The sequence below is a fragment of the Streptomyces sp. NPDC052682 genome, assembly GCF_040678435.1.
GTDB lineage: Bacteria > Actinomycetota > Actinomycetes > Streptomycetales > Streptomycetaceae > Streptomyces.
The window spans coordinates 55,131-74,005 of record NZ_JBFATS010000006.1; the positions used below are offsets into that span (position 1 = coordinate 55,131).

Here is an 18,875-nt window from a genome sequence, read left to right on the forward strand (position 1 = left end):
AGGAGCCCGGGCCGTGACCCCTGTCATCGCCGGTTTCGACCACCACCGTCTCCCCGTCGCCGACGGGGTGTCCCTGCATGTCGCGGTGGGCGGCTCCGGACCGCCCGTCGTGCTGCTGCACGGCTTCCCGCAGACCCACCTCATGTGGCGCCACGTGGCCGCCGACCTGGCCGCCGACCACACCGTGATCTGCCCCGACCTGCGCGGTTACGGCGCCAGTGACAGACCCGCCGAGCGCGACGCCACCGTCTACGCCAAGCGCACCATGGCCGCCGACGTCATCGCCCTGGCCCGCGCCCTCGGGCACGAGCGGTTCGCGCTGGCCGGGCACGACCGCGGCGCCCTGGTCGCCTTCCGCGCCGCGCTCGACCACCCGGCCGCCGTGACGCACCTGGCCTGTCTGGACGTCCTGCCGACCGCCGACATGTGGGAGGTGATGCGGGGCGTCACCGCCTCCGTCGGCTTCCACCTGTATCTGATGGCGCAGCCGCCCGGTCTGCCGGAGCGTCTGATCGGTGCGGCCCCGGACGCCTTCTTCGGCCACTTCCTCGACGTGTGGACCACCGACGGGAAGGCAATCCCGGCCGAGGTGCGCGCCGCCTACCTGGCGGCCTGCCGCGCCGCGGTCCCCTCCATCGTGGCCGACTACCGCGCCTCGGCCGGCATCGACCTGGAACACGACCTGGCCGACCGGTTTGCCGGGAACCGGCTGCGGATGCCGGTGTCCGTGCTCCAGCAGGACTGGGGCGCCGCCCTCGGCTTCGACGCCGCCGCGCTGTGGCGCGCCTGGGCCCCTGACCTGCACCACACCACCGTCACCTGCGGCCACTTCATGGCCGAGGAGGCGCCCGGCGAGGTCACCGGGGCCCTGCGGGACCTCCTTGCCCGCTGACCGCGTCGCGTGACCCCGAGGCGGTCTGGAAAGTGAGTGCCCGTCACGGCGAGGCTGCCTCCCCAAGGCAGGCGCCGCCTGCCCGTCCGTCCGAGTTGAAGGAAGCGCCATGACCGCCGTCTTCGTCCACGGGGTGCCCGAGACCAGCGACATCTGGCAGGACCTCCGCGACCAGCTGGAAACCGACAGCGTCGCCCTGCGGCTGCCCGGCTTCGGCGCGCCGCTGCCGCCGGGGTTCGCCGGCCGCAAGGAGGACTACGCCGACTGGCTGGCCGACGCCCTGCGCGCACTGCCGGGCCCTGTCGACCTGGTGGGCCACGACTGGGGCGCCCTGCTGACCTACCGCGTGGCGACGGCGTACGACGTTCCGCTGCGCAGCTGGGCCGCCGACTGCGCGAGCATCCTGCACCCGCGGTACGTCTGGCACGACGTGGCACGGATCTGGCAGACACCGGGCGAGGGGGAGGCGTTCAACGAGGTGGCGCGCACCGCCGGCCCCGACGACCCGGCGAGCACGGCGCGGCAGCTCACCTCCCTGGGTGTGCCCCCGGCCCACGCCCTCGCGATGCACCGGTCGTTCGACGCGACCATGGGCGACGCCATCCTCGGCCTCTACCGCTCGGCGCTGCCCAACCCGTACGCCGACTGGGGCGCCGGCCTCGCCAGGACGGGCGCGCCGGGGCTGGTGCTCACTCCCGCCGAGGACCCGTTCGACGACCCGGAGGCGGCCCGCGGCATCGCCCGGGACCTCGGGGCGGAGGTACGCGCGCTCGACGAGGTCGGGCACTTCTGGATGGTGCAGGACCCCAAGCAGGCGGCGGCGGTGCTCGGCGCGTTCTGGCGCTCGGTGGCCGACCGCACCTGACGATCCCGTCGAACCGGTCGCCGGAACTCCCCGTAGGACCCGTTGGACCCGCTGAAGAGCCCGTTGAAGAGCCCGTAGAAGAAGGAGAGTTCAGTGAGCGATGTGTTGGTGGTGGGGGCCGGTCCGACGGGCCTGGTGGCCGCGATGCTGCTGGCCGCCGAGGGCCTGCGCGTCACGGTGCTCGACCGGGACCCCGGCCCGCCGGACGGTGACGCGGAGAGCGTGTGGCGCGACTGGCGGCGTCCGGCGGTCCACCAGTTCCGCCAGAGCCACTGTGTGCTGCCCGGCGGCATGCGGTGGCTGGCCGCCGAGCTGCCCGGAGCCCTGGCCCGCGTCCTGGACCTGGGCGGGGTTCCCCACCACAACATGATCGCCGGAGCGTGGGGTGTGGCGGCCACCGGCCCGGCGCGGCCGGAGGACGCCCGGTTCGAGACGACGGCGATCCGCCGGCCGCTGCTGGACGCGGCCCTGCTGGCCCAGGCACGGCAGACACCCGGCGTCACCGTCCGCCACGGTGTCCAGGTCACCGCCCTGCTGACCGGCACGGCACAGCCGGGCATCCGCTGCCACGTGACCGGCGTGCTCACCGACGGCGGCGAGGTGCTGACGGCGGACCTCGTCGTCGACGCGGGCGGCCGCACCTCCCCGGTGGCCGGGATGCTGGCCGGGATCGGCGCGGAACCCGAGGAACACCAGGTGGGGATGGGTTTCCGCTACTACACCAGGTACTTCCGCTCACCCGACGGCAGCCTTCCCCGGCAGGCGCCGTGGCCGCTGTGCCACCACGAGAGCCTCAGCGTGCTGTCCGTACCCGGCGACCACGGCACCTGGGGGGTGTCGCTGGTGGCGTCGGGCCGCGACCAGGAGCTGCGCGCCCTGGCGGACCCGGACGCCTGGCACCGGGCCCTGGAGCTGTATCCGTGGTTCGCGCCCTTCGGAGAGGGCGAGCCGATCACCGGGGTGACCGCCATGGGCGGAACCGGCAGCCGTCGCCGCCGCTTCGTCACCGGCGGCCGGCCGCTGGTCACCGGTGTGGTCGCGGTCGGCGACGCCTGGGGCACGATCGACCCGCAGTTCGGCACGGGCATCACGATCGCCTGGCGGCACGCCGCCGCCCTGCGTGACGTCGTACGCGCGACGGGGACCGACGACCCCTTACGGCTGGCCCTGTCGTTCGACGCCGTCACCGAGGAGAACCTCACCCCGGTGTGGGAGAGCTTCGCGGCCTGGGACCGCAACCGCCTGGCCGAGATCGACGCCGAGATACGCGGCGAGACCCCCACCGCGGACGACCCGGACTGGCAGCTGCGCATCGCCCTGGAGACCGCCCGCTGGAAGGACCCCGACATCCTGCGCGCCCTGGCCGACGTGGGCTGCCTGCTGGCCGGCCCCCAGGAGGCCCTGGTGGACTCCGGCCTGGCGGAGCGGGCCCAGAAACTGGCCGCGGGAGAACCCCGTTACACGGACCCGGGCCCCACCCGCCACGCCCTGCTGAAGGCCGTACGCCCGACCTGAGGTCCGGCACCGTCTCCCCGGTCGGCACTCGGCGAGCCGGTGCCCCCGTCGCCGCGGCCGACGCGGCGTCACCGGGTCCGGTGGTCAGCCGCCGTAGCGGTTGCGCAGGTCCTCGGTGGTGGTGGACATCAGGCCGATGGTGGCCTGCGCAGGCGCCTGGAGCAGCGGCATCTCCACCTGCGGGTCGTAGGCGGTCAGCCCCGTCTCCTTCTCGACGACGGCCGACAGGGCGAAGACCTTGCCGAGCACGGCCGCGGCGGCGTCCCCCGCATGCCAGTAGGGCACGGTGATGCTCACCTCGTCACCGAGGACGGACAGTTGGATGCCGGTGCCCGGGTGGCTCAGCTCCCGCGTCTGCTGCTCGTTCGCCGCAAGGTGCACCTCGCCCAGCAGGCCGCGCGCCTGCGGCACGATCCGGTCCCAGGCCTGGAGAAGCGGGACGGGGATCGGCGTACTCTGCTCGGCCGCCTCCTCCATCGCCTCCAGGAGCTCGTCCCAGGACTGCCCGTCGCTCCAGTTCACGAAGTAGATGTCGTAGCTCATCGCGTGATCCTCGGACACTCGCGGGAGCCGTTCTCCCAGCGTGGTCCGGACCGTACACGGCGGGACTGACAGCGGGTCCTTCACGAGCCGGGCGAAGCAGGCCACCGGGTGCCGGGCAGCGGTGCGGGTGGGCGGCCGGCCCGTGGCCGGTGCCCACCCGCCTGTGCCGGGTGCGTCCTGGCGGCCGTCAGCCGCCCACGTACCAGCTGAAGCCACCGTTGTTGGCGGCGACGGCCAGCAGGACGAGCCAGAGGACCACGTCGACGATGCCGAGGATGATGCCGGCCTTCGCCATGCCGGCGCCGCTGCGCACCCCGGCCTGGCGGCGGGCGACGACACCGAAGACGATGGCCAGCGGGCCCAGAACGATGTTCAGGAAGAACAGCCCGACGATGCCGCAGCACAGGCTCGCGATCGCCAGGCCGTTGGTGCGCGAACCGGAGGACGCGGCAGAGGAACTGCCGTAACTCGCCATTGGAATCTCCCAGTTGTCGGTTGCACGGACCGAACGGGCCGCACACTCCCTACGTTCGACTTGCTTGTCCGAATGCCCCTTTGAGGCGTTCCCATGTCCACGGATCCCGCTGCGCGCGCGGCGGCCCGCTGATCACGACGGTTAGGGTGGGCGCCGTGGAGCTCCTGCACCTGCGCTATTTCGTCGCCGTTGCCCAAGAACTCAACTTCTCCACCGCCGCCCGGAAGTTGCACATGGCGGCGTCCCCGCTGAGCCGGCGGATCAAGGATCTCGAGAAGGAACTCGGTCACCGGCTGTTCGACCGCGACACCCACCATGTGACGCTCACCCCCGCCGGCACCGCGCTGCTGCCGATCGCCCGGGACGTCCTGGAGCAGGTCGACTCCCTGCGCTGGCGGCTGGACGAGGTGGCCCGGCCCCGCCGGACGACCGTGCTGCTCGGCGTGCCGAGCGGCATCCACCCGGACCTGCGGGCCCGGATCGACGCCCTCACCGAGCGGGTCCGCGACCGCTTCGAGGTCAAGCGCTGGCCGGGCCGCAGCGACCGCCTGATCGACGCGGTGCGCGACGGCCGGCTGGCGCTGACCCTGGCCCACCTGCCGGTCAGCGACCCGGCGCTGGAGCAGCTGCCGGTGATGTCGGAGCGGCTCGGCGCGGCCGTGCCCGAGGAGCGGTTCCCGGGCCGGACCTCGGTGGCCCTGGCGGAACTCGCCGACCTGCCCTACGCCGCTCCGCCCCCCGCCGCGGACAACGCGTTCTTCCGCCGCCTCGACCGTCAGCTGTCCGATCTCGGCGTCAAGAAACGCGTCGACCTGACCGGCGCCACCTTCGACGGAGTATCCGAAATAGTCTCCTGCGGTCTGGCCTTCACCCTTTCCATGATGGACCCGAGAAGTCCCCTGCGGAAATACGGCCTGGATAACATAATTGTCCTTCCGTTCTCCGATTTCGATCCCCGGCTCGGGACCGGGCTGTTCTGGCGCAAGGACCGCGCCGATGGCGGCGACCTGGAAGAACTCGCCGCCGCGGCACGGGAGATCTTCGCCGAGCCCCTCAGCGCCTGACCCTCGAAAGCTATCGAACAAGCGGTATGACCTCTGCGGTCATACCGCTTTTCGCATCATGATCATTCCGTTGTCATCATTTCCCTTGCTAGCTTTAATTTCCAGATACACGCATCTGGTGGAGCGAAAGCGAAGGGAAGAATGATGACGGACCTGACGGACACCGTCGCCGGCCCTCTGGACGGCCTGCGGGTGATCGACCTCTCGACCGTGGTGATGGGCCCGTACGCCGCCCAGATCCTCGGCGACCTGGGCGCCGACGTGATCAAGATCGAGTCGCCCTCCGACACCGTCCGCGTCGGCCACTACCGCACCACGCCGGGCATGACCCCGCTGAACCTCAACGTCAACCGCAACAAGCGCAGCGTCGCCCTCGACCTCAAGGACGACACCGACCGGGAGCGGGCGCTGAAGCTGATCGACACCGCCGACGTGCTGATCACCAACATGCGGCCCGGCGCCCTGCACCGCCTGGGCCTGTCCTACGACGACATCGCCGACCGGAACCCCGGGCTGGTCTACGCGCACGCGCAAGGGTTCCGCGGCGACTCCGACCGGGCCGGCCACGCCGCGTACGACGAGACCGTGCAGGCCGCCTCCGGCCTCGTCGACATCGCCGACCGGGCGCTGGGCGAGCCCGTCTACCTGCCGACCATCATCGGCGACAAGGTCTCCTCCCTGACCATCGCCTACAGCGTGCTCGCCGCCCTGCTGCACCGGAACAGCACCGGCCGGGGCCAGCTCGTCGAGATCCCGATGACGGACACGCTGATCGCGTTCAACCTGGTCGAGCACCTCGCGGGCCACACGCACGTGCCCGAGACGGGCCCCACCGGCTTCCCGCTGTCGATGCTCAAGGGTCACAAGGCGGTCCGCACCAAGGACGGCCTGGCCTGCGTCATCCCCTACAACCCGCAGAACTACCGGGACTTCTTCACCGCCGCCGGACGCCCGGACCTCGCCGAGGACCCGCGGGTGAACACCGACGCCATCGACAGCGCCGACCACGAGGACCTGGCCGCGCTCCTCGAGGAGTGCGCCCCGGCGCTGACCACCGACGAGTGGGCGGAGGTGTGCGCCAAGCACAGCATCCCGATGGCCCCGGTGCTGGAGCTGGACCGGGCCCACGAGGACCCGTACGTCCGGGACGGCCACCTCCTCGACACCGTCGAGCACCCCACCGAGGGCACGGTGCGCACCATCGGCATCCCGGTGCGGTTCTCCGCGACCCCCGGCTCGATCCGCCGTCTGGCGCCGGTCGCGGGCCAGGACACCGCGGACGTCCTCGCCGAACTCGACGCCGCCGCCCGCTGACCGTCACAGAAGGAGCACCGCATGAGCAACCCCGCCCCTGACGTCGTCCGCACCGAACGCGTCGGCACCACCCTGCTGATCACCCTGGCCCGCCCCGAGGCCCGCAACGCCGTGAACGCCGCGGTCGCCACCGCCCTGGCCGGCGCACTCGACGCACTGGAGGCCGACCCCACCCTGCGGGCCGGCGTCCTGACCGGCGAGGGCGGCACGTTCAGCGCCGGCATGGACCTCAAGGCCGCCCTGCGCGGCGAGTCCCCGGAGGTCGAGGGCCGCGGCTTCGGCGGCCTGACCGAGGCCGAGCCCGCCAAGCCCCTGATCGCCGCCGTGGAGGGCTTCGCGATGGGCGGCGGCTTCGAACTGGCCCTGGCCTGCGACCTGATCGTCGCCGCCGAGGACGCCCGGTTCGGCCTGCCCGAGGTCACGCGCGGCCTGATCGCCGCGGGCGGCGGCGTGATCCGGCTGCCCAAGCGCATCCCGCACCACCTCGCCATGGAGCTGCTGCTGACCGGCGAGCCAATCGACGGCCGCCGCGCGCACGAACTTGGCCTGGCCAACCGGGTCACCGCCCCCGGCCGGGCCGTCGAGGAGGCCCTGCGCCTGGCCGAACGCCTCGCGGACAACGCCCCGCTGGCGCTCGCGGCCGTCAAGCGCGTCGTCCGCGCCGCCGACGGTGCCCCCGACGCCGAGGCCTTCGCCTTCCAGCGCGCGCAGATGAAGACGCTGATGGCCTCGGACGACGTACGGGAGGGCATGACCGCCTTCGCCGAGCGCCGCGCCCCGCGCTGGACGGGGCGGTGAGGACATGAAGGCCGAAGACGTACGACAGCGCCTGACCACCCCGCTCACCGGCCCGGCGTACCCGCCGGTGGTCCCGCGGTTCACCGACCGCGAGTACCTCAACATCGTCTACCGCACCGACCCGGAGGCGCTGCGGGCCGTCGTGCCCGAACCCCTGCGCATGGAGGAGCCGTTGGTCCGCTTCGAGGTCATGCGGATGGGCGACGTCAGCGGCTACGGCCCCTACACCGAGGCCGGCCAGGCGATCCCGGTCAGCTTCGAGGGCGAGCGGGGCGAGTACCTGCACGCCATGTACCTCGACAACTTCGCGGCGACCGCCTCCGGCCGCGAGGTCGCCGCCTACCCGAAGGTCATCGGCTCCCCGTCGCTCTACGTCGACTCCGGCGCGCTCGTCGGCACCCTCGACCACGGCACGCTCCGGGTCGCCACCGCGACCATGGGCTACAAGCACCACGCGCTGGACCCGCGCGAGGCCCAGGCGCAGATCGCCGTACCGACGTATCTGCTCAAGACGATCCCCGGCTACGACGGCATGCCCCGCGTGCAGGAACTCGTCCGCACCCGCATCACCGACCTCACCGTCAAGGAGGCCTGGACCGGCCCCGCCCGCCTCCAGCTGTTCCAGCACGTGCTGGCCCCGCTGGCCGACCTGCCGGTGCTGGAGGTCGTCTCCGCGAGCCACATCCTCACCGATCTGACGCTCGCGGGTGTCGAGCCGGTCCACGACTACCTGAAGGGAGCCGCGTCATGACCCGCACCCCCTCCGCCTTCCGTACGGCCGCCGTCATCGGCGCCGGAACCATCGGACTGTCCTGGACAGCGCTGTTCGCCGCGTACGGCCTGACCGTCCGGGTGAGCGACCCGCGCGAGGACCTCGCGGACGCCGTCGCCGAGGCCCTGGAGCAGTACGCCCCGCACCTGGCCGCCCGGGGCCTGGAGGTGACCGGCCTCGCCGGCCGGGTGCACCTCGCGGCGAACGTCACCGAGGCAGTCCGGGACGCGGACGTCATCCAGGAGAACGGGCCCGAACGCATCGCGTTCAAGCGGGAGTTGTTCGCCACGCTGGCCCGCGAGGCCCCCGCCCACGCGCTGCTGCTCAGCTCCTCCTCGGCGATCCCGTCGACCGCGTTCACGGGCGAGCTGCCGGACGCGGCGGCCGCCCGCGTCCTGATCGGCCATCCCTTCAACCCGCCGCACCTGCTCCCGCTGGTCGAGGTCGTCCCCGGCGAGCGCACCGGCGAGGACGCCGTACAGGCCGCCGCCGACTTCTACACCTGCGTCGGCCGCACCCCGGTCGTCGAGCGCAAGGAGATCCCCGGCTTCGTCGGCAACCGCCTGCAGAACGCCCTCAGCCGTGAGGCGGTGTACCTCGTCGAGCAGGGCGTGGTCACCCCCGAGGAGCTCGACACGGTCGTGACGAACTCGCTCGGCCTGCGCTGGGCCACCGTAGGCCCCTTCCTCGGCTCGCACCTGGGCGGCGGACCCGGCGGCTACCGGCACCTGGTCCAGCACATCGGCGCCTCGATGCAGGACATGGGGGACGGCCCCGGACGCCCCGCGCAGACCCCCGACGCGCAGGAACGGCTCATCGAAGCCGTGGAAAAGGCTTACGGCTCCGCCCCGTACGCAGAACTCGCCGAGACGCGCGACCGCAGGCAACTGGCGGTCCTGGACGCCCTGTCCGGCGCCGCCGGCACGACCGCCCCGAAGGAGGAGAACTGAGATGACCACCACCGCACAGCCCACGACCGCCGGCCCCCTCACCGACGAACTGACCGCCGACTTCTACCACTACGAGTCGCTGCTCCCGGACGAGGAGCGAAAGATCCTCCTCAAGGCGCGCGCCCTGATGCGCGACCAGGTCAAGCCGCTGGTGAACGACCACTGGGCCAAGGGCGAGTTCCCGAAGCAGCTCATCACCCTGTTCCGCCGCAGCGGCCTGGCGGGCCTGCCCTACGAGGGCTACGGCGAGCACCGCCCCGCCGCGAGCAACCTGCTGACCGGCATGCTCGCCATGGAGATGACCCGCACCGACGCCTCGGTGGCCACCTTCTTCGGCGTCCACAACGGCCTGGCGATGTACTCCATCTACTCCGGCGGCGACCAGGAGCAGCGCGACCGCTGGCTGCCCGCCATGGCCGCGATGGACAAGATCGGCGCGTTCGCGATGACCGAGCCGCTCGGCGGCTCCGACGTCGCGGGCGGCATGCGCACCACCGCCCGCCGCGAGGGCGGCACCTGGGTCCTCAACGGCGCCAAGAAGTGGATCGGCAACGCGACGTTCGCCGACTACGTCGTCGTCTGGGCCCGCGACGTCGACGACCACCACGTCAAGGGCTTCGTCGTCGAGAAGGGCACGCCCGGCTTCGAGGCGGTGAAGATCGAGAACAAGCTCGCCTTCCGCATCGTCGAGAACGCCGAGATCACCCTGACCGACGTGCGGGTCCCGGAGGCGAACCGCCTGCAGCACATCGGCTCCTTCCGCGACGTCGCCGAGATCCTGCGCGCGACCCGCGCCGGGGTGGCCTGGCAGGCGCTCGGCGTCATGACCGGTGCGTACGAACTGGCCCTCGACTACGCCCGCGAGCGGCGGCAGTTCGGCCGCCCGATCGGCGGCTTCCAGCTCGTGCAGGACCTGCTGGTCAAGAGCCTCGGCAACATCACCGCGTCCTGGGGCATGCTGGTGCAGCTCGCCCGCCTGCAGGACGCCGGCATCTTCCGCGACGAACACTCCTCCCTGGCCAAGGCGTTCGTCACCGCGCGGATGCGGGAGGTCGTCGCCTGGAGCCGCGAGATCTTCGGCGGCAACGGCATCCTCCTGGACCACGACATCCCCCGCTTCTTCGCCGACGCGGAGGCGATCTACTCCTTCGAGGGCACCCGCGAGATGAACACCCTGATCGTCGGCAAGTCGATCACGGGACAGAGCGCGTTCGTGTGAGACGTCAGCTCGGCCTGAGAACGACGGCCTGGCCCCCGCAGGGGGCCATCGCCACGTTCAGCGTGGTGGCCGAGGTGACGGTCCGGGTGCCGACCACGACCGGGGTCTGGTACGGGCTGGTGGCCGGGGTGCCGTCGGCGTAGACGGTGGCGGTGTACGTGACGCCGCTGTCCAGGAACGACAGCGGCAGCGACAGCGTCCGGGCCGACTCGTCGGTCATCGCCCCGAGGTACCAGGTGGAGCCGCGCCGGCGGGCCACGGCGACGAACCGGCCGATCGACCCGGCCAGCGTCCGGCTCTCGTCCCAGGTCGTGGGGACGGCGTCGAACCAGGGCAGCCCGGGCCAGTTGGCGGGGGTGGCGTACTTGGACGGCTTGTCGTACCAGAAGAGGAAGTTGAGCGGCTGGTAGTACACCGCGGCCATCGCCATCTGGTGGGCGTTCGTGGTCTTGTTGCGGGACTGGCCGTAGCAGATGGTGTAGTCCATCGGGCCGCCGATGTTGCGGGTGAAGGGCAGCGTCACGTTGTGGGTGGCGGTGGGGAAGTTCTCGTTGCCGCGGACGCCTTCCAGGCTCACATGGTTCGGGTAGGTGCGCTCGTAGCCGAACGGCCGGACGTCGTCGTGCACGTCGATCAGCAGCCGGTACCTGGCCGCCGTTCTGGCCCAGCCGGTGATCTGGTTGGTCATGGCCTGGGTGCCGTCGTTGAGGAAGCCGAGCTTGACGCCCGCGACGCCCCAGCCCTGGTAGCGCGCGAAGAGCGAGTCCGCGTCGCTGAGGGCCAGCCGGTTGACGTAGAGGATGACGCCGATGCCCCTGCTCGTGGCGTACGAGATGACCGACGGCAGGTCGATGGCGTCGATGGGCCGGGTGGCGTCGGTGGTGGTGAACTCCGGGCCGTACCAGCCGGCGTCGTACTCGATGTACTGCAGCCCCCGCGCGACGGCGAAGTCGACGCCCTGGAGGCCGGCGTCGGTGGTGAGCTCGCAGCGGAAGACCTTGCCGGGCCTGATCCAGGAGGTGTCGGCCAGGGCGTTGGCCGGTGCCAGGTTGAGCACCAGCTCGGCGTTGTCGACGAGTTCGGCGTGGGTCGACCCGATCACCACCGCGCGCCACGGCGTGGCGAACGGGGTGGTGACCGTGCTGGTCGTCGCGACCGGGCCGCTGCCGCGGGCGGTGTGCTCCATCAGGAACGCGGACAGGGCACCGGGCTGCCCGGGGACCGAACCGAGCATCAGCCGGGGGAAGTTCAGCCGGGACGACTCACAGACGCAGGCGATGAGCCCGCCGGCGAGGGTGGCGGTCAGCGGCAGGTCGGTCAGGGGCCCGTTGTCGGTGCCGGAGGTGCCGGTGACGGGAATCGAGCCCGGGGCGACCGGGACGTACTCGTTCTCGTCGCGGGCGCTGTAGACCAGCGTGCCGTCCGGGAAGGTGAACGTCGTCAGCTCGTCGGAGACGGTGGCCGTGCCGGTGCCGAGCAGGACGTACCGCAGGGCGACACCGGTGTCGTAGGCGCGGGCCTGCACGCTGAAGCGGACCCCGGAGACGGTGTCCTGGAGGTTCCAGCGCTGCTCCTGGTAGTGGTCGGTGACGGTCGCGTTGCGCCCGTAGACCGGGGTCCAGGTGCTGCTGAACGTCCAGTGCTGGTTCTGCGTCACCGTCACGCTGCTGCCGAGGGTCGTCCCGTTGCTCAACCGCAGGCCGAGGGGGGAGGGGGCGATCACGGTGGCGCCGCCCCGCAGGACGGACCACCGGAGCGCGCCGCCGGTCACCGACAGGGTCACCGACGTCCTGCCGTCGGGGGAGGTCGCCCGGACCGAGGCGTCCGCCGCCCGGGCGGGCCCCGTGGCCGTGATGCCCGCCGCCGCCATCCCTGCGGTGAGGATCACGCCCTTGAGCATGCCTCTGCGGGAGACGGCGGACTGGTGTGGTGCTCCGGCACTGCTCATGACGAGGCGACCCTCTTCCTTCGGGACGGCGAGCGAACCCACACTTCGAACAGAACCGACCGGTAGCGAACGTTTGAAGGTGTGGGAGAAGTTGTAGATCGGGTCGGGGGGTGCGTCAACCCTCCAGCCGCACCGCGCGATCCGCTGATATAGGCGAAGCAGCCCCGGCTGGTATTGAATGAGGTGTGCGGTCAGGGGTTCGGGGACCCTGCCGCACGGGTTCCGGCGCAGTTCCGGCGCTGTGCCGGGAGTGGCGAGCGAGCTGGGAGAGCCGCATGGACCCCACATCCTCCCCCTCGTCCTCGTCGGCGTTCGACATGGTCAGCAGCGCCCTGGGGCAGTACATCCCGCACGGCAAGGCGGCAGCGGCCGCCGGCTCCGCCGAAGCGCAGGGCGACCACACCGCCCGCGAACGCGGCCACGCCGCAGCCGGCCGCCAGGAGCAGATCCTCGGCGCGGTCAACCTGGACCAGGACCTGCGCATCACCCGCTGCAACCTGGACGCCCCCGTCTTCGCGGGACTGAACGCCCCGCTCGGAAGCCCCTTCGTCGACCTTCTGCCCGCGGGTGACGTACCGACGGTCACCCGGCGGTTGCGGCAGGTCCTGGAGACCGGTGAGCCGCACGTCGCCCGGGTGCAGCGCCTGCGGCGCAGCGACGGGTCGGAGCTAGTGGTCTCGATGAGCATCCTGGCCGCCGCGGCGCCCCAGGAGGGCCTGACCGTCTCCCTGATCGACATGGCCAAACGGCTCCACCTGTACGCCGCCGAGACCGCGATCGGCACCTCGCTCGACGTCGACGAGACGGCCCAGTCCTTGGCGGAGTCCCTGCTGGCCTGGGGAGACGTGGCCGCCGTCGATCTCGACTTCGCCGTGTGGACGGGGGAGGTGGTCACCGGGCAGCCGCAGGGGCGCATCCGGCTGCGGCGGGCGGCCCTGGTGCCGGACCGGGCGTGGCCCGAGGGCTATGTGACGCCGGGCGACGATCTGCCCGGCGACACCAGTCGCTTCCTGTCGCAGGCGATCCTGCGGGACGACGCCGCGCAGGCCATCGTCATACCCGACCGGGCGGCGGTCGAGCGGGTCTTCGGCAGTCCGCGGCTGGTGCGTGCCCTGGTGCCCGGTGACCGGGCGGCGGCGGTGGCGTGCCTGCCGCTGGTGCTGGAGGGCACGCCGCCGGTCGTGCTGGGCGTGGCGGAGGTCTGGCGGCGGGCGGACCGCCCCTTCGACGACAGCGAGCTGATCGACCTGCGGGAACTGGTGGCCAGGACCGCTCATCACGTGGACCTGGCCCGTCAGCACCAGCGCGAGCACACGCAGGTGCTGGCGTTGCAGCGCCGGCTGCTGCCGCGGGCCAGCGGCGACACCATCGAGACGGCCAGCGTCTACCAGCCCGCCACCCCCGACAGCGCGGGCGTCGGCGGTGACTGGGTGAACAGTTTCCCGCTGCCGGACGGCCGTACCGCGCTGGTGGTCGGTGATGTCGTCGGGCACGGCCTGGGCGCCGCGGCCACCATGGGGCAGCTGAGCATGGAGGCCCGCGCGCTGCTGTCCGCGGGGCTGGAGCCCGACGAGGTGCTGGAGCACCTGGACGAGACCGTGGCGCTGCTGGACGACGCGGAGTCCGGGCTGGCGGCCGGCTACAGCGCCCTCGGTTCGACCTGCTGCATCGCCGTGTACGACCCGGTCAGCCACCACGTGGTGCTCTCCAACGCCGGCCACCTCCCCCCGATCCTGATGCCCCCGGACGGGCCCGCCGGCCCGGTCGCCGTGCGACCCCACCCGGCGCTGGGCGTCGAGTTCGCGCTGCGGGAGCCGTTCGGCGTGCACGCCTTCGCCGCACCCCCGGGCTCGCTGCTCGCCCTCTACACCGACGGCCTGGTGGAGGACCCCGCCGCATCGATCGACGAGGGCATCGACAGGCTCGCCGACGCCGTGTCGAAGGTGCACCCGTGGGATGCCCTGCAGCAGGCCGCGCGGCGGGTGGTCGCCGCGCTGGCACCCGAGTGCCGGCGCGACGACGTGACCCTGCTGATCGCCCGCATGATCGGCTACCGCCCGTCGGACACCGCGACCTGGCGCCTGCCCGCCCGCTACGACGCGGCCGCCCGGGCCCGCGCCCTGGTCTCCGGGCCGCTGGGGCAATGGCGCGTCAGGGACGACACCCGGGACAGCGTGCTGCAGGTGGTCGGCGAACTGGTCGCCAACGCGGTCCGCTTCGCCCGCGGGCCCCTCACGGTACGGCTGATCAGGACCGGGAACGGGCTGCTGTGCGAGGTGGGCGACACCGGCAACGGCAGGCCGCGGCTGGGCCGCAACGGGCCCTACGACGACAGCGGCCGTGGCCTGCACGTCGTCCACCGGCTCACCACCCGGTGGGGCGTGCGCTGGACGGACCACGGCAAGGTGGTCTGGGCGGCGGTCGGCAGGTGACACCAGGGGCCTGTGCGCTGTGATGCGGGCAACTCGGGCAGGGCCTAGATGCGTTGACGCGGCGCACACCGAACCGGGGACAGCGCACCGGCGCGACCTGCGGGCGGCGTCCGTCGCGGAGTCACCTCATGGACCGGGCGGAGTGTCCGCGCCGTGCCGGGGTGTGCAGTCCCGCTCGCTGCGGCGGGGCAGGGGCGGCCGGTCGAGCACTTCGACGTACATGATCCGGCCGGCCACGACGTCAGGCACAGCCCCTCCGCGGAGGACCGGGCAGGACCCGGCCCCCTCAGCCCCCGAGGGTGCTCCGCTGGGCGGTGAGCGCGACCCGGGCCAGGAGGACTCGGAACCGGGCTCGCTCTTCTTCGCTCAGCTCCGCGAGCAGCCGTTCCTCAGCGGCCGCCAGATCGGTGCGCACGCGCTGCAACTGCGCTCGGCCGTCGTCCGTCAGGATCACGTGCCGAGACCGCCGGTCCTGCGGATTCGGGCGTCTCGACAGCAGGCCCAGGCCCTCCAGGTCGTCGAGAAGGTAGGTCATCACCGTTCGGTCGAGACCGACCTGGCCGGCCAGTTCCAGTTGCGTGGGGGGCTTGTCCTCGGTCTCGTCCAATGCCATGAGCACCAAGTAGGCGCGTGACCCTCCGGGCAGCGTCTCGGCGGCGTCGGCCGCAGCGCGCCGCAGCGCCGCCGAAATCATGCGGATGGCCCACACCAGGTCGTTGTCCAAGGCGCGGCACTTGGCGCCGTCTCTCTCTTGGTCGCGGGGTTCGGAGGACATCGCATCACCGTAGCACCGCTCGGTATCCCGACAGATAGTCTGGTTCACAGAATATCTTGCCGACATAGTGATTTGGGTTCGGGGGTTGGCAGCCGGCTCACTCTTCTTGTCAGAAGATGTTCTGCCGCACATACTATCTGCAACACAGCAGAACTTATGTGGGAGGTACCGACCATGAACCTGTTCCGTCTCGACGCGAGCATCCGGACCGAGGGATCGGTGAGCCGCGCCCTCGCCGACACCGCCGAGCAGGCCTGGCTCGCCGAGCACCCCGGCGCCGTGGTGACCCGGCGCGACCTCGGCGTCGAGCCGTTGCCCGGGGACGCGTGGACCGCGCTCGCCCGCGCCGTCGTCGACCCGACCGCACCCGCCCCGGACGAGGCGCGCGAGCTCCTCGACCGTCTCGGCACGGAACTGCTCGACGCCGACGCGTTCCTGTTCGCGGTGCCGCTGTACAACTGGAACGTCCCGGCACAGGTCAAGACCTGGCTCGACCTGATCCTCAATCACCCCCGGCTCGGGGTGCACGGTGACTGGCCGCTCAAGGGCAAGCCGGCGGTCCTGGTGCTGAGCCGGGGCGGTGGCTACGGGCCCGGCACCCCGAAGGAGGGCTGGGACCACGCCACGCCCTACCTGCGCCGGATCCTCGCCGACGTCTTCGGCCTCGACCTGCACATCGCCGAGGCGGAGCTGACCCACGCGTTCTGGAATCCGGAGATGGCATCGCTGCGGGGCCTGGCCGAGGAGTCGATGAAGACGGGGCACGAGCAGGCCGCCGAGTACGGGCAGCGGGTCGCCCGGCTGATCAGAGCCTGACCGCCCCCGGGTCTGTCTCGTAGCTCACGGCGAGCTGCGCGCCCGCCCGCGCGGCGCATCCACGCGAACGGCGGCTCGCCACCACACTGACCGGCGAGACAGACCCTGGACGGTTCGCGGCCCCCGCCGCGCCCGGCCCCGCCCCCACGACGGCCCCGCCGCGCCCGGCCTCGCCGCCTCGTCGGCCCCGCCGCGCCCGGCCACCGCCCCAGCCAGAACCTCAGGGACGAGCCCCGCGGACGCCCGCACGACATCCCGGCTCATCGCCCCCCCACGCCGCCGTCCCGGCAACACGGGCCCCCAGGCCACGGGCCCACGGGCCCCGGCACCGGCGAAACGGTCTCCGCCGTCCGGCCGCCGCGCAGGGAGCCCTCGTACGGCGGAACCGGCCCGGCTCACCCGCCGGCCGGCGCCGGCGCCGGCCGGACTTCATCCCGGGCAGGGGCAGACCCCCGCGCGCCGCACCTGTCCGACCCGCGCCCCTCAGGTGATCTGGCCGGCCGCCCACTGCGCCCACTCGCGGCGCATGGCGTTGAACCGCAGCCCGTACTCGAGGGCGATCCGGCCGTAGACCGACAGGTTGTCGTCACCCCAGTCGACGGACTCCTCCACCCGGCGCAGGCTCTCGTAGCCCTGGTCGGACAGCTCGATGAGCTCGGTGAGGTAGCCGCGCGCCTGCTCGGGCGTCAGCACCCCGAGGAAGAACACCCGCAGAAGGACGTCGCTGCGGGTGGTGCGCTGCGGTTTGACCTCGGTCAGCCAGTGCCGCAGCTCGGCGAGTCCCTCGTCGGTGAGGGCGTACTCCTTGCGGCCTCTCGGGCCCTCGGCCGACACCGTGACGAGCCCGGAGCCGGCCAGCTTGGTCAGCTCGGTGTAGATCTGGCTCTGGGTCGCCGGCCAGGCCGAGGCCAGCGACGTCTCGAAGAGTTTCAGCAGGTCGTAGCCGCTTGCGGGACGCTCGGAGAGCAGCCCGAGCAGCGCGTGTCGAAGGCTCATGTCTCCACCGTACCTTCCACTGTTGACATGTCATAAGTGACATTCTACTTTTGACATGTCACAACTGAAACCGGAAGCGGAGACCTCGATGTCGTATCTGCGCACGTTCCTCCCGTGGATCATCTTCGCCGTGCTGCCCTCGTCCCACTGGCAGTGGGCGGCGCTGGCCGCCCTGGTGGTCGCGGTGGCCGTGATCGTCCAGCAGCGGCAGGCCGGTGCCGGATTCGACGCACTGATCATCGAGCTCGGCTCCGCCGCGTTCTTCGCCGCCCTGGCCGCCCTCGCCTTCGCCGACCCCGGCTCGGGCGTCCACGACTACTCCGCGGCCCTGTCCTCGGCCACCCTGGCGGTCATCGCCGGCGTCTCACTGGCCATCGGCAAGCCGTTCACCCTCGGCATCGCCAAGCGCACCACCCCCCGCGAGATCTGGGGGCTGAAGCCCTTCATCCGGACCAACACCGTCATCACCGCCGTGTGGACCGCCGCCTTCACGGCGACCGCCGTAGCCCTGGTCCTCGTCGCCCACACCGGGCACGCCCACTCGGCCCTGGCCACGCTGGTCCAGATCGCCGGCTTCGCCCTCCCGATGCTCTTCACCGTCCGCTACGTCGCCCACGTCCAGAGCAAGGCGGCCACCCGATGACCCCGGGCCCGGGCGGCACGCGGCAGGAGCGCGGTGCTCCGCCGACGCGCGACATGCCGGCCTTTGATGCCATGTGGGCCCAGGAGACCGTGGCCGGCCGGCCGGGTTGGCGGCACACCCCCTCCGGTGTGGTCTTCCGGGCCGTCCCCGGCGGGACGTTCCGGATGGGCCTGTCCGACGCGGAACTGGACGCGGTGCGCGCCATCGAGCGGGCCGGCGGCGCCGATGACGACCTCGAGGGGTTCTTCGCCGCGGCCGGCCAAGCCCGGCCCGTGCGAGAGGTACGGGTCGAGCCGTTCCTGCTCGCGCGGCATCCCCTCACGGTCGCCCAGGTACGGCACTGGCTGCCCGAGTACGAGGACAGCTTCGCCGACTCGCCGTCGCACACGGCCCGGTTGGAGGACGACCTGGACGACCTGCTGGAGGCGTCGCCCTTCCGGCTGCCCAGTGAGGCGGAGTGGGAGTACGCGGCCCGGGCCGGGACCACCACCCTCACCTTCCGCGGGGACGGGCGGCCGGACGAGGACCAGGTGATCGACGACTTCGCCGACGAGGAGCGCACTGCCGCGGCCGAGAACGCCTTCGGGCTGGCGGCGATGGGATCGGCCAACGAGCTCTGCGCGGACGTGTGGATCCCGCACTACAGGGACGCGCCGGTGGACGCACGCCCCCGCACCGGGGACGGACCACGGGTGGTGCGCGGCGGGGCCGGCGACCTCGCACCGTGGCAGGGCTGTGACGAGTGGCTGCTGCTGCTCTCCGCCGGCCGCTACGAATCCCTGGACTTCACCGCTGTCCGTCCGGCGGCGCCGCTGCCCCCTCAGGCCACGGCCGGACCACCTCCGTGGCGTCCGTGAA

General features: G+C 72.2%; 18 protein-coding genes. 13 read left to right on the plus strand and 5 right to left on the minus strand.

Translation table 11 applies throughout. The annotated features are described in order from the left end of the window. Positions 1-13 precede the first annotated feature (13 nt). From AB0K80_RS10845 to AB0K80_RS10855, 3 genes are all read left to right on the plus strand, one after another. Positions 14-892, plus strand: a complete 879-nt coding sequence (locus tag AB0K80_RS10845; RefSeq protein WP_365668048.1) for an alpha/beta hydrolase — start codon at positions 14-16, stop codon at positions 890-892. Between the two features lie 109 nt (positions 893-1,001). Then, positions 1,002-1,757: an alpha/beta hydrolase gene (locus tag AB0K80_RS10850; protein ID WP_365668050.1), complete on the plus strand. Its 756-nt coding sequence runs from the start codon at positions 1,002-1,004 to the stop codon at positions 1,755-1,757. Between the two features lie 93 nt (positions 1,758-1,850). Then, complete coding sequence (locus AB0K80_RS10855; RefSeq protein WP_365668052.1) at positions 1,851-3,272, plus strand: FAD-dependent oxidoreductase; 1,422 nt, start codon at positions 1,851-1,853, stop codon at positions 3,270-3,272. Between the two features lie 84 nt (positions 3,273-3,356). On the opposite strand, the gene AB0K80_RS10860 is transcribed toward AB0K80_RS10855, so the two are convergent. Then, positions 3,357-3,815, minus strand: a complete 459-nt coding sequence (locus tag AB0K80_RS10860) for a hypothetical protein (RefSeq protein WP_365668054.1) — start codon at positions 3,813-3,815, stop codon at positions 3,357-3,359. A 187-nt stretch (positions 3,816-4,002) separates the two neighbouring features. Further along, entirely contained in the window at positions 4,003-4,290 is a 288-nt protein-coding gene (locus tag AB0K80_RS10865; RefSeq protein WP_365668056.1) for a DUF4190 domain-containing protein, read from the minus strand. Between the two features lie 155 nt (positions 4,291-4,445). Here AB0K80_RS10865 and AB0K80_RS10870 point away from each other — a divergent pair, with 155 nt between their 5' ends. The 6 genes from AB0K80_RS10870 (at position 4,446) to AB0K80_RS10895 (ending at position 10,407) form a co-directional block, all read left to right on the plus strand. Beyond that, on the plus strand, positions 4,446-5,354 hold the full coding sequence (locus AB0K80_RS10870; protein ID WP_365668058.1) for a LysR family transcriptional regulator: 909 nt from the start codon (positions 4,446-4,448) through the stop codon (positions 5,352-5,354). Between the two features lie 144 nt (positions 5,355-5,498). Continuing rightward, positions 5,499-6,668, plus strand: coding sequence for a CoA transferase (locus AB0K80_RS10875; RefSeq protein WP_365668060.1), 1,170 nt, complete (start codon positions 5,499-5,501; stop codon positions 6,666-6,668). 21 nt (positions 6,669-6,689) lie between these two features. Then, the gene (locus AB0K80_RS10880) at positions 6,690-7,466 is read left to right on the plus strand and encodes a crotonase/enoyl-CoA hydratase family protein (protein ID WP_365668062.1); all 777 of its coding nucleotides are present in this window, start codon (positions 6,690-6,692) and stop codon (positions 7,464-7,466) included. Positions 7,467-7,470: 4 nt separating this feature from the next. Further along, the gene (locus AB0K80_RS10885; RefSeq protein ID WP_365668064.1) at positions 7,471-8,217 is read left to right on the plus strand and encodes an acetoacetate decarboxylase; all 747 of its coding nucleotides are present in this window, start codon (positions 7,471-7,473) and stop codon (positions 8,215-8,217) included. Further along, positions 8,214-9,188 (plus strand): 3-hydroxyacyl-CoA dehydrogenase NAD-binding domain-containing protein, encoded by a 975-nt coding sequence (locus tag AB0K80_RS10890; RefSeq protein WP_365668066.1) that lies wholly within the window; start codon positions 8,214-8,216, stop codon positions 9,186-9,188. The genes AB0K80_RS10885 and AB0K80_RS10890 overlap by 4 nt, the downstream gene beginning before the upstream one ends. Before the next feature lies 1 nt (position 9,189). Then, the gene (locus AB0K80_RS10895) at positions 9,190-10,407 is read left to right on the plus strand and encodes an acyl-CoA dehydrogenase family protein (protein WP_365668069.1); all 1,218 of its coding nucleotides are present in this window, start codon (positions 9,190-9,192) and stop codon (positions 10,405-10,407) included. Between the two features lie 4 nt (positions 10,408-10,411). On the opposite strand, the gene AB0K80_RS10900 is transcribed toward AB0K80_RS10895, so the two are convergent. Then, a complete protein-coding gene (locus tag AB0K80_RS10900; protein WP_365668071.1) occupies positions 10,412-12,355 on the minus strand; it encodes a glycoside hydrolase family 97 catalytic domain-containing protein in 1,944 nt (647 codons plus the stop codon). Positions 12,356-12,630: 275 nt separating this feature from the next. On the opposite strand from AB0K80_RS10900, the gene AB0K80_RS10905 reads away from it, so the two are divergent. After that, positions 12,631-14,787, plus strand: coding sequence for a SpoIIE family protein phosphatase (locus AB0K80_RS10905; protein WP_365668073.1), 2,157 nt, complete (start codon positions 12,631-12,633; stop codon positions 14,785-14,787). Positions 14,788-15,073: 286 nt separating this feature from the next. Here AB0K80_RS10905 and AB0K80_RS10910 read toward each other — a convergent pair whose 3' ends face one another. After that, positions 15,074-15,562 carry a MarR family transcriptional regulator gene (locus AB0K80_RS10910; protein ID WP_365668075.1) on the minus strand — a complete coding sequence of 163 codons (489 nt, stop codon included), beginning with the start codon at positions 15,560-15,562 and terminating at the stop codon, positions 15,074-15,076. A gap of 174 nt (positions 15,563-15,736) precedes the next feature. Here AB0K80_RS10910 and AB0K80_RS10915 point away from each other — a divergent pair, with 174 nt between their 5' ends. Continuing rightward, positions 15,737-16,378, plus strand: coding sequence for an NAD(P)H-dependent oxidoreductase (locus AB0K80_RS10915; protein WP_365668077.1), 642 nt, complete (start codon positions 15,737-15,739; stop codon positions 16,376-16,378). Positions 16,379-16,861: 483 nt separating this feature from the next. Here AB0K80_RS10915 and AB0K80_RS10920 read toward each other — a convergent pair whose 3' ends face one another. After that, the gene (locus AB0K80_RS10920; protein ID WP_365668079.1) at positions 16,862-17,374 is read right to left on the minus strand and encodes a PadR family transcriptional regulator; all 513 of its coding nucleotides are present in this window, start codon (positions 17,372-17,374) and stop codon (positions 16,862-16,864) included. Positions 17,375-17,429: 55 nt separating this feature from the next. Between AB0K80_RS10920 and AB0K80_RS10925 the strand changes: the two genes are divergently transcribed. Together AB0K80_RS10925 and AB0K80_RS10930 are read left to right on the plus strand one after the other, a co-directional pair. Further along, positions 17,430-18,017: a hypothetical protein gene (locus AB0K80_RS10925; protein ID WP_365668081.1), complete on the plus strand. Its 588-nt coding sequence runs from the start codon at positions 17,430-17,432 to the stop codon at positions 18,015-18,017. After that, positions 18,014-18,874, plus strand: a complete 861-nt coding sequence (locus AB0K80_RS10930) for an SUMF1/EgtB/PvdO family nonheme iron enzyme (protein WP_365668083.1) — start codon at positions 18,014-18,016, stop codon at positions 18,872-18,874. Before AB0K80_RS10925 ends, AB0K80_RS10930 begins: the two co-directional genes overlap by 4 nt. Position 18,875: the final 1 nt, after the last annotated feature.

Excerpts from the sequence above, each read along its gene's own strand:
- AB0K80_RS10850 (WP_365668050.1), top strand. The coding sequence starts at position 1,002 with ATGACCGCCGTCTTCGTCCACGGGGTGCCCGAGACCAGCGACATCTGG.
- AB0K80_RS10860 (WP_365668054.1), bottom strand. The coding sequence starts at position 3,815 with ATGAGCTACGACATCTACTTCGTGAACTGGAGCGACGGGCAGTCCTGG.
- AB0K80_RS10865 (WP_365668056.1), bottom strand. The coding sequence starts at position 4,290 with ATGGCGAGTTACGGCAGTTCCTCTGCCGCGTCCTCCGGTTCGCGCACC.
- AB0K80_RS10875 (WP_365668060.1), top strand. The coding sequence starts at position 5,499 with ATGACGGACCTGACGGACACCGTCGCCGGCCCTCTGGACGGCCTGCGG.
- AB0K80_RS10880 (WP_365668062.1), top strand. The coding sequence starts at position 6,690 with ATGAGCAACCCCGCCCCTGACGTCGTCCGCACCGAACGCGTCGGCACC.
- AB0K80_RS10885 (WP_365668064.1), top strand. The coding sequence starts at position 7,471 with ATGAAGGCCGAAGACGTACGACAGCGCCTGACCACCCCGCTCACCGGC.
- AB0K80_RS10890 (WP_365668066.1), top strand. The coding sequence starts at position 8,214 with ATGACCCGCACCCCCTCCGCCTTCCGTACGGCCGCCGTCATCGGCGCC.
- AB0K80_RS10895 (WP_365668069.1), top strand. The coding sequence starts at position 9,190 with ATGACCACCACCGCACAGCCCACGACCGCCGGCCCCCTCACCGACGAA.
- AB0K80_RS10900 (WP_365668071.1), bottom strand. The coding sequence starts at position 12,355 with ATGAGCAGTGCCGGAGCACCACACCAGTCCGCCGTCTCCCGCAGAGGC.
- AB0K80_RS10905 (WP_365668073.1), top strand. The coding sequence starts at position 12,631 with ATGGACCCCACATCCTCCCCCTCGTCCTCGTCGGCGTTCGACATGGTC.
- AB0K80_RS10910 (WP_365668075.1), bottom strand. The coding sequence starts at position 15,562 with ATGTCCTCCGAACCCCGCGACCAAGAGAGAGACGGCGCCAAGTGCCGC.
- AB0K80_RS10915 (WP_365668077.1), top strand. The coding sequence starts at position 15,737 with ATGAACCTGTTCCGTCTCGACGCGAGCATCCGGACCGAGGGATCGGTG.
- AB0K80_RS10920 (WP_365668079.1), bottom strand. The coding sequence starts at position 17,374 with ATGAGCCTTCGACACGCGCTGCTCGGGCTGCTCTCCGAGCGTCCCGCA.
- AB0K80_RS10925 (WP_365668081.1), top strand. The coding sequence starts at position 17,430 with ATGTCACAACTGAAACCGGAAGCGGAGACCTCGATGTCGTATCTGCGC.
- AB0K80_RS10930 (WP_365668083.1), top strand. The coding sequence starts at position 18,014 with ATGACCCCGGGCCCGGGCGGCACGCGGCAGGAGCGCGGTGCTCCGCCG.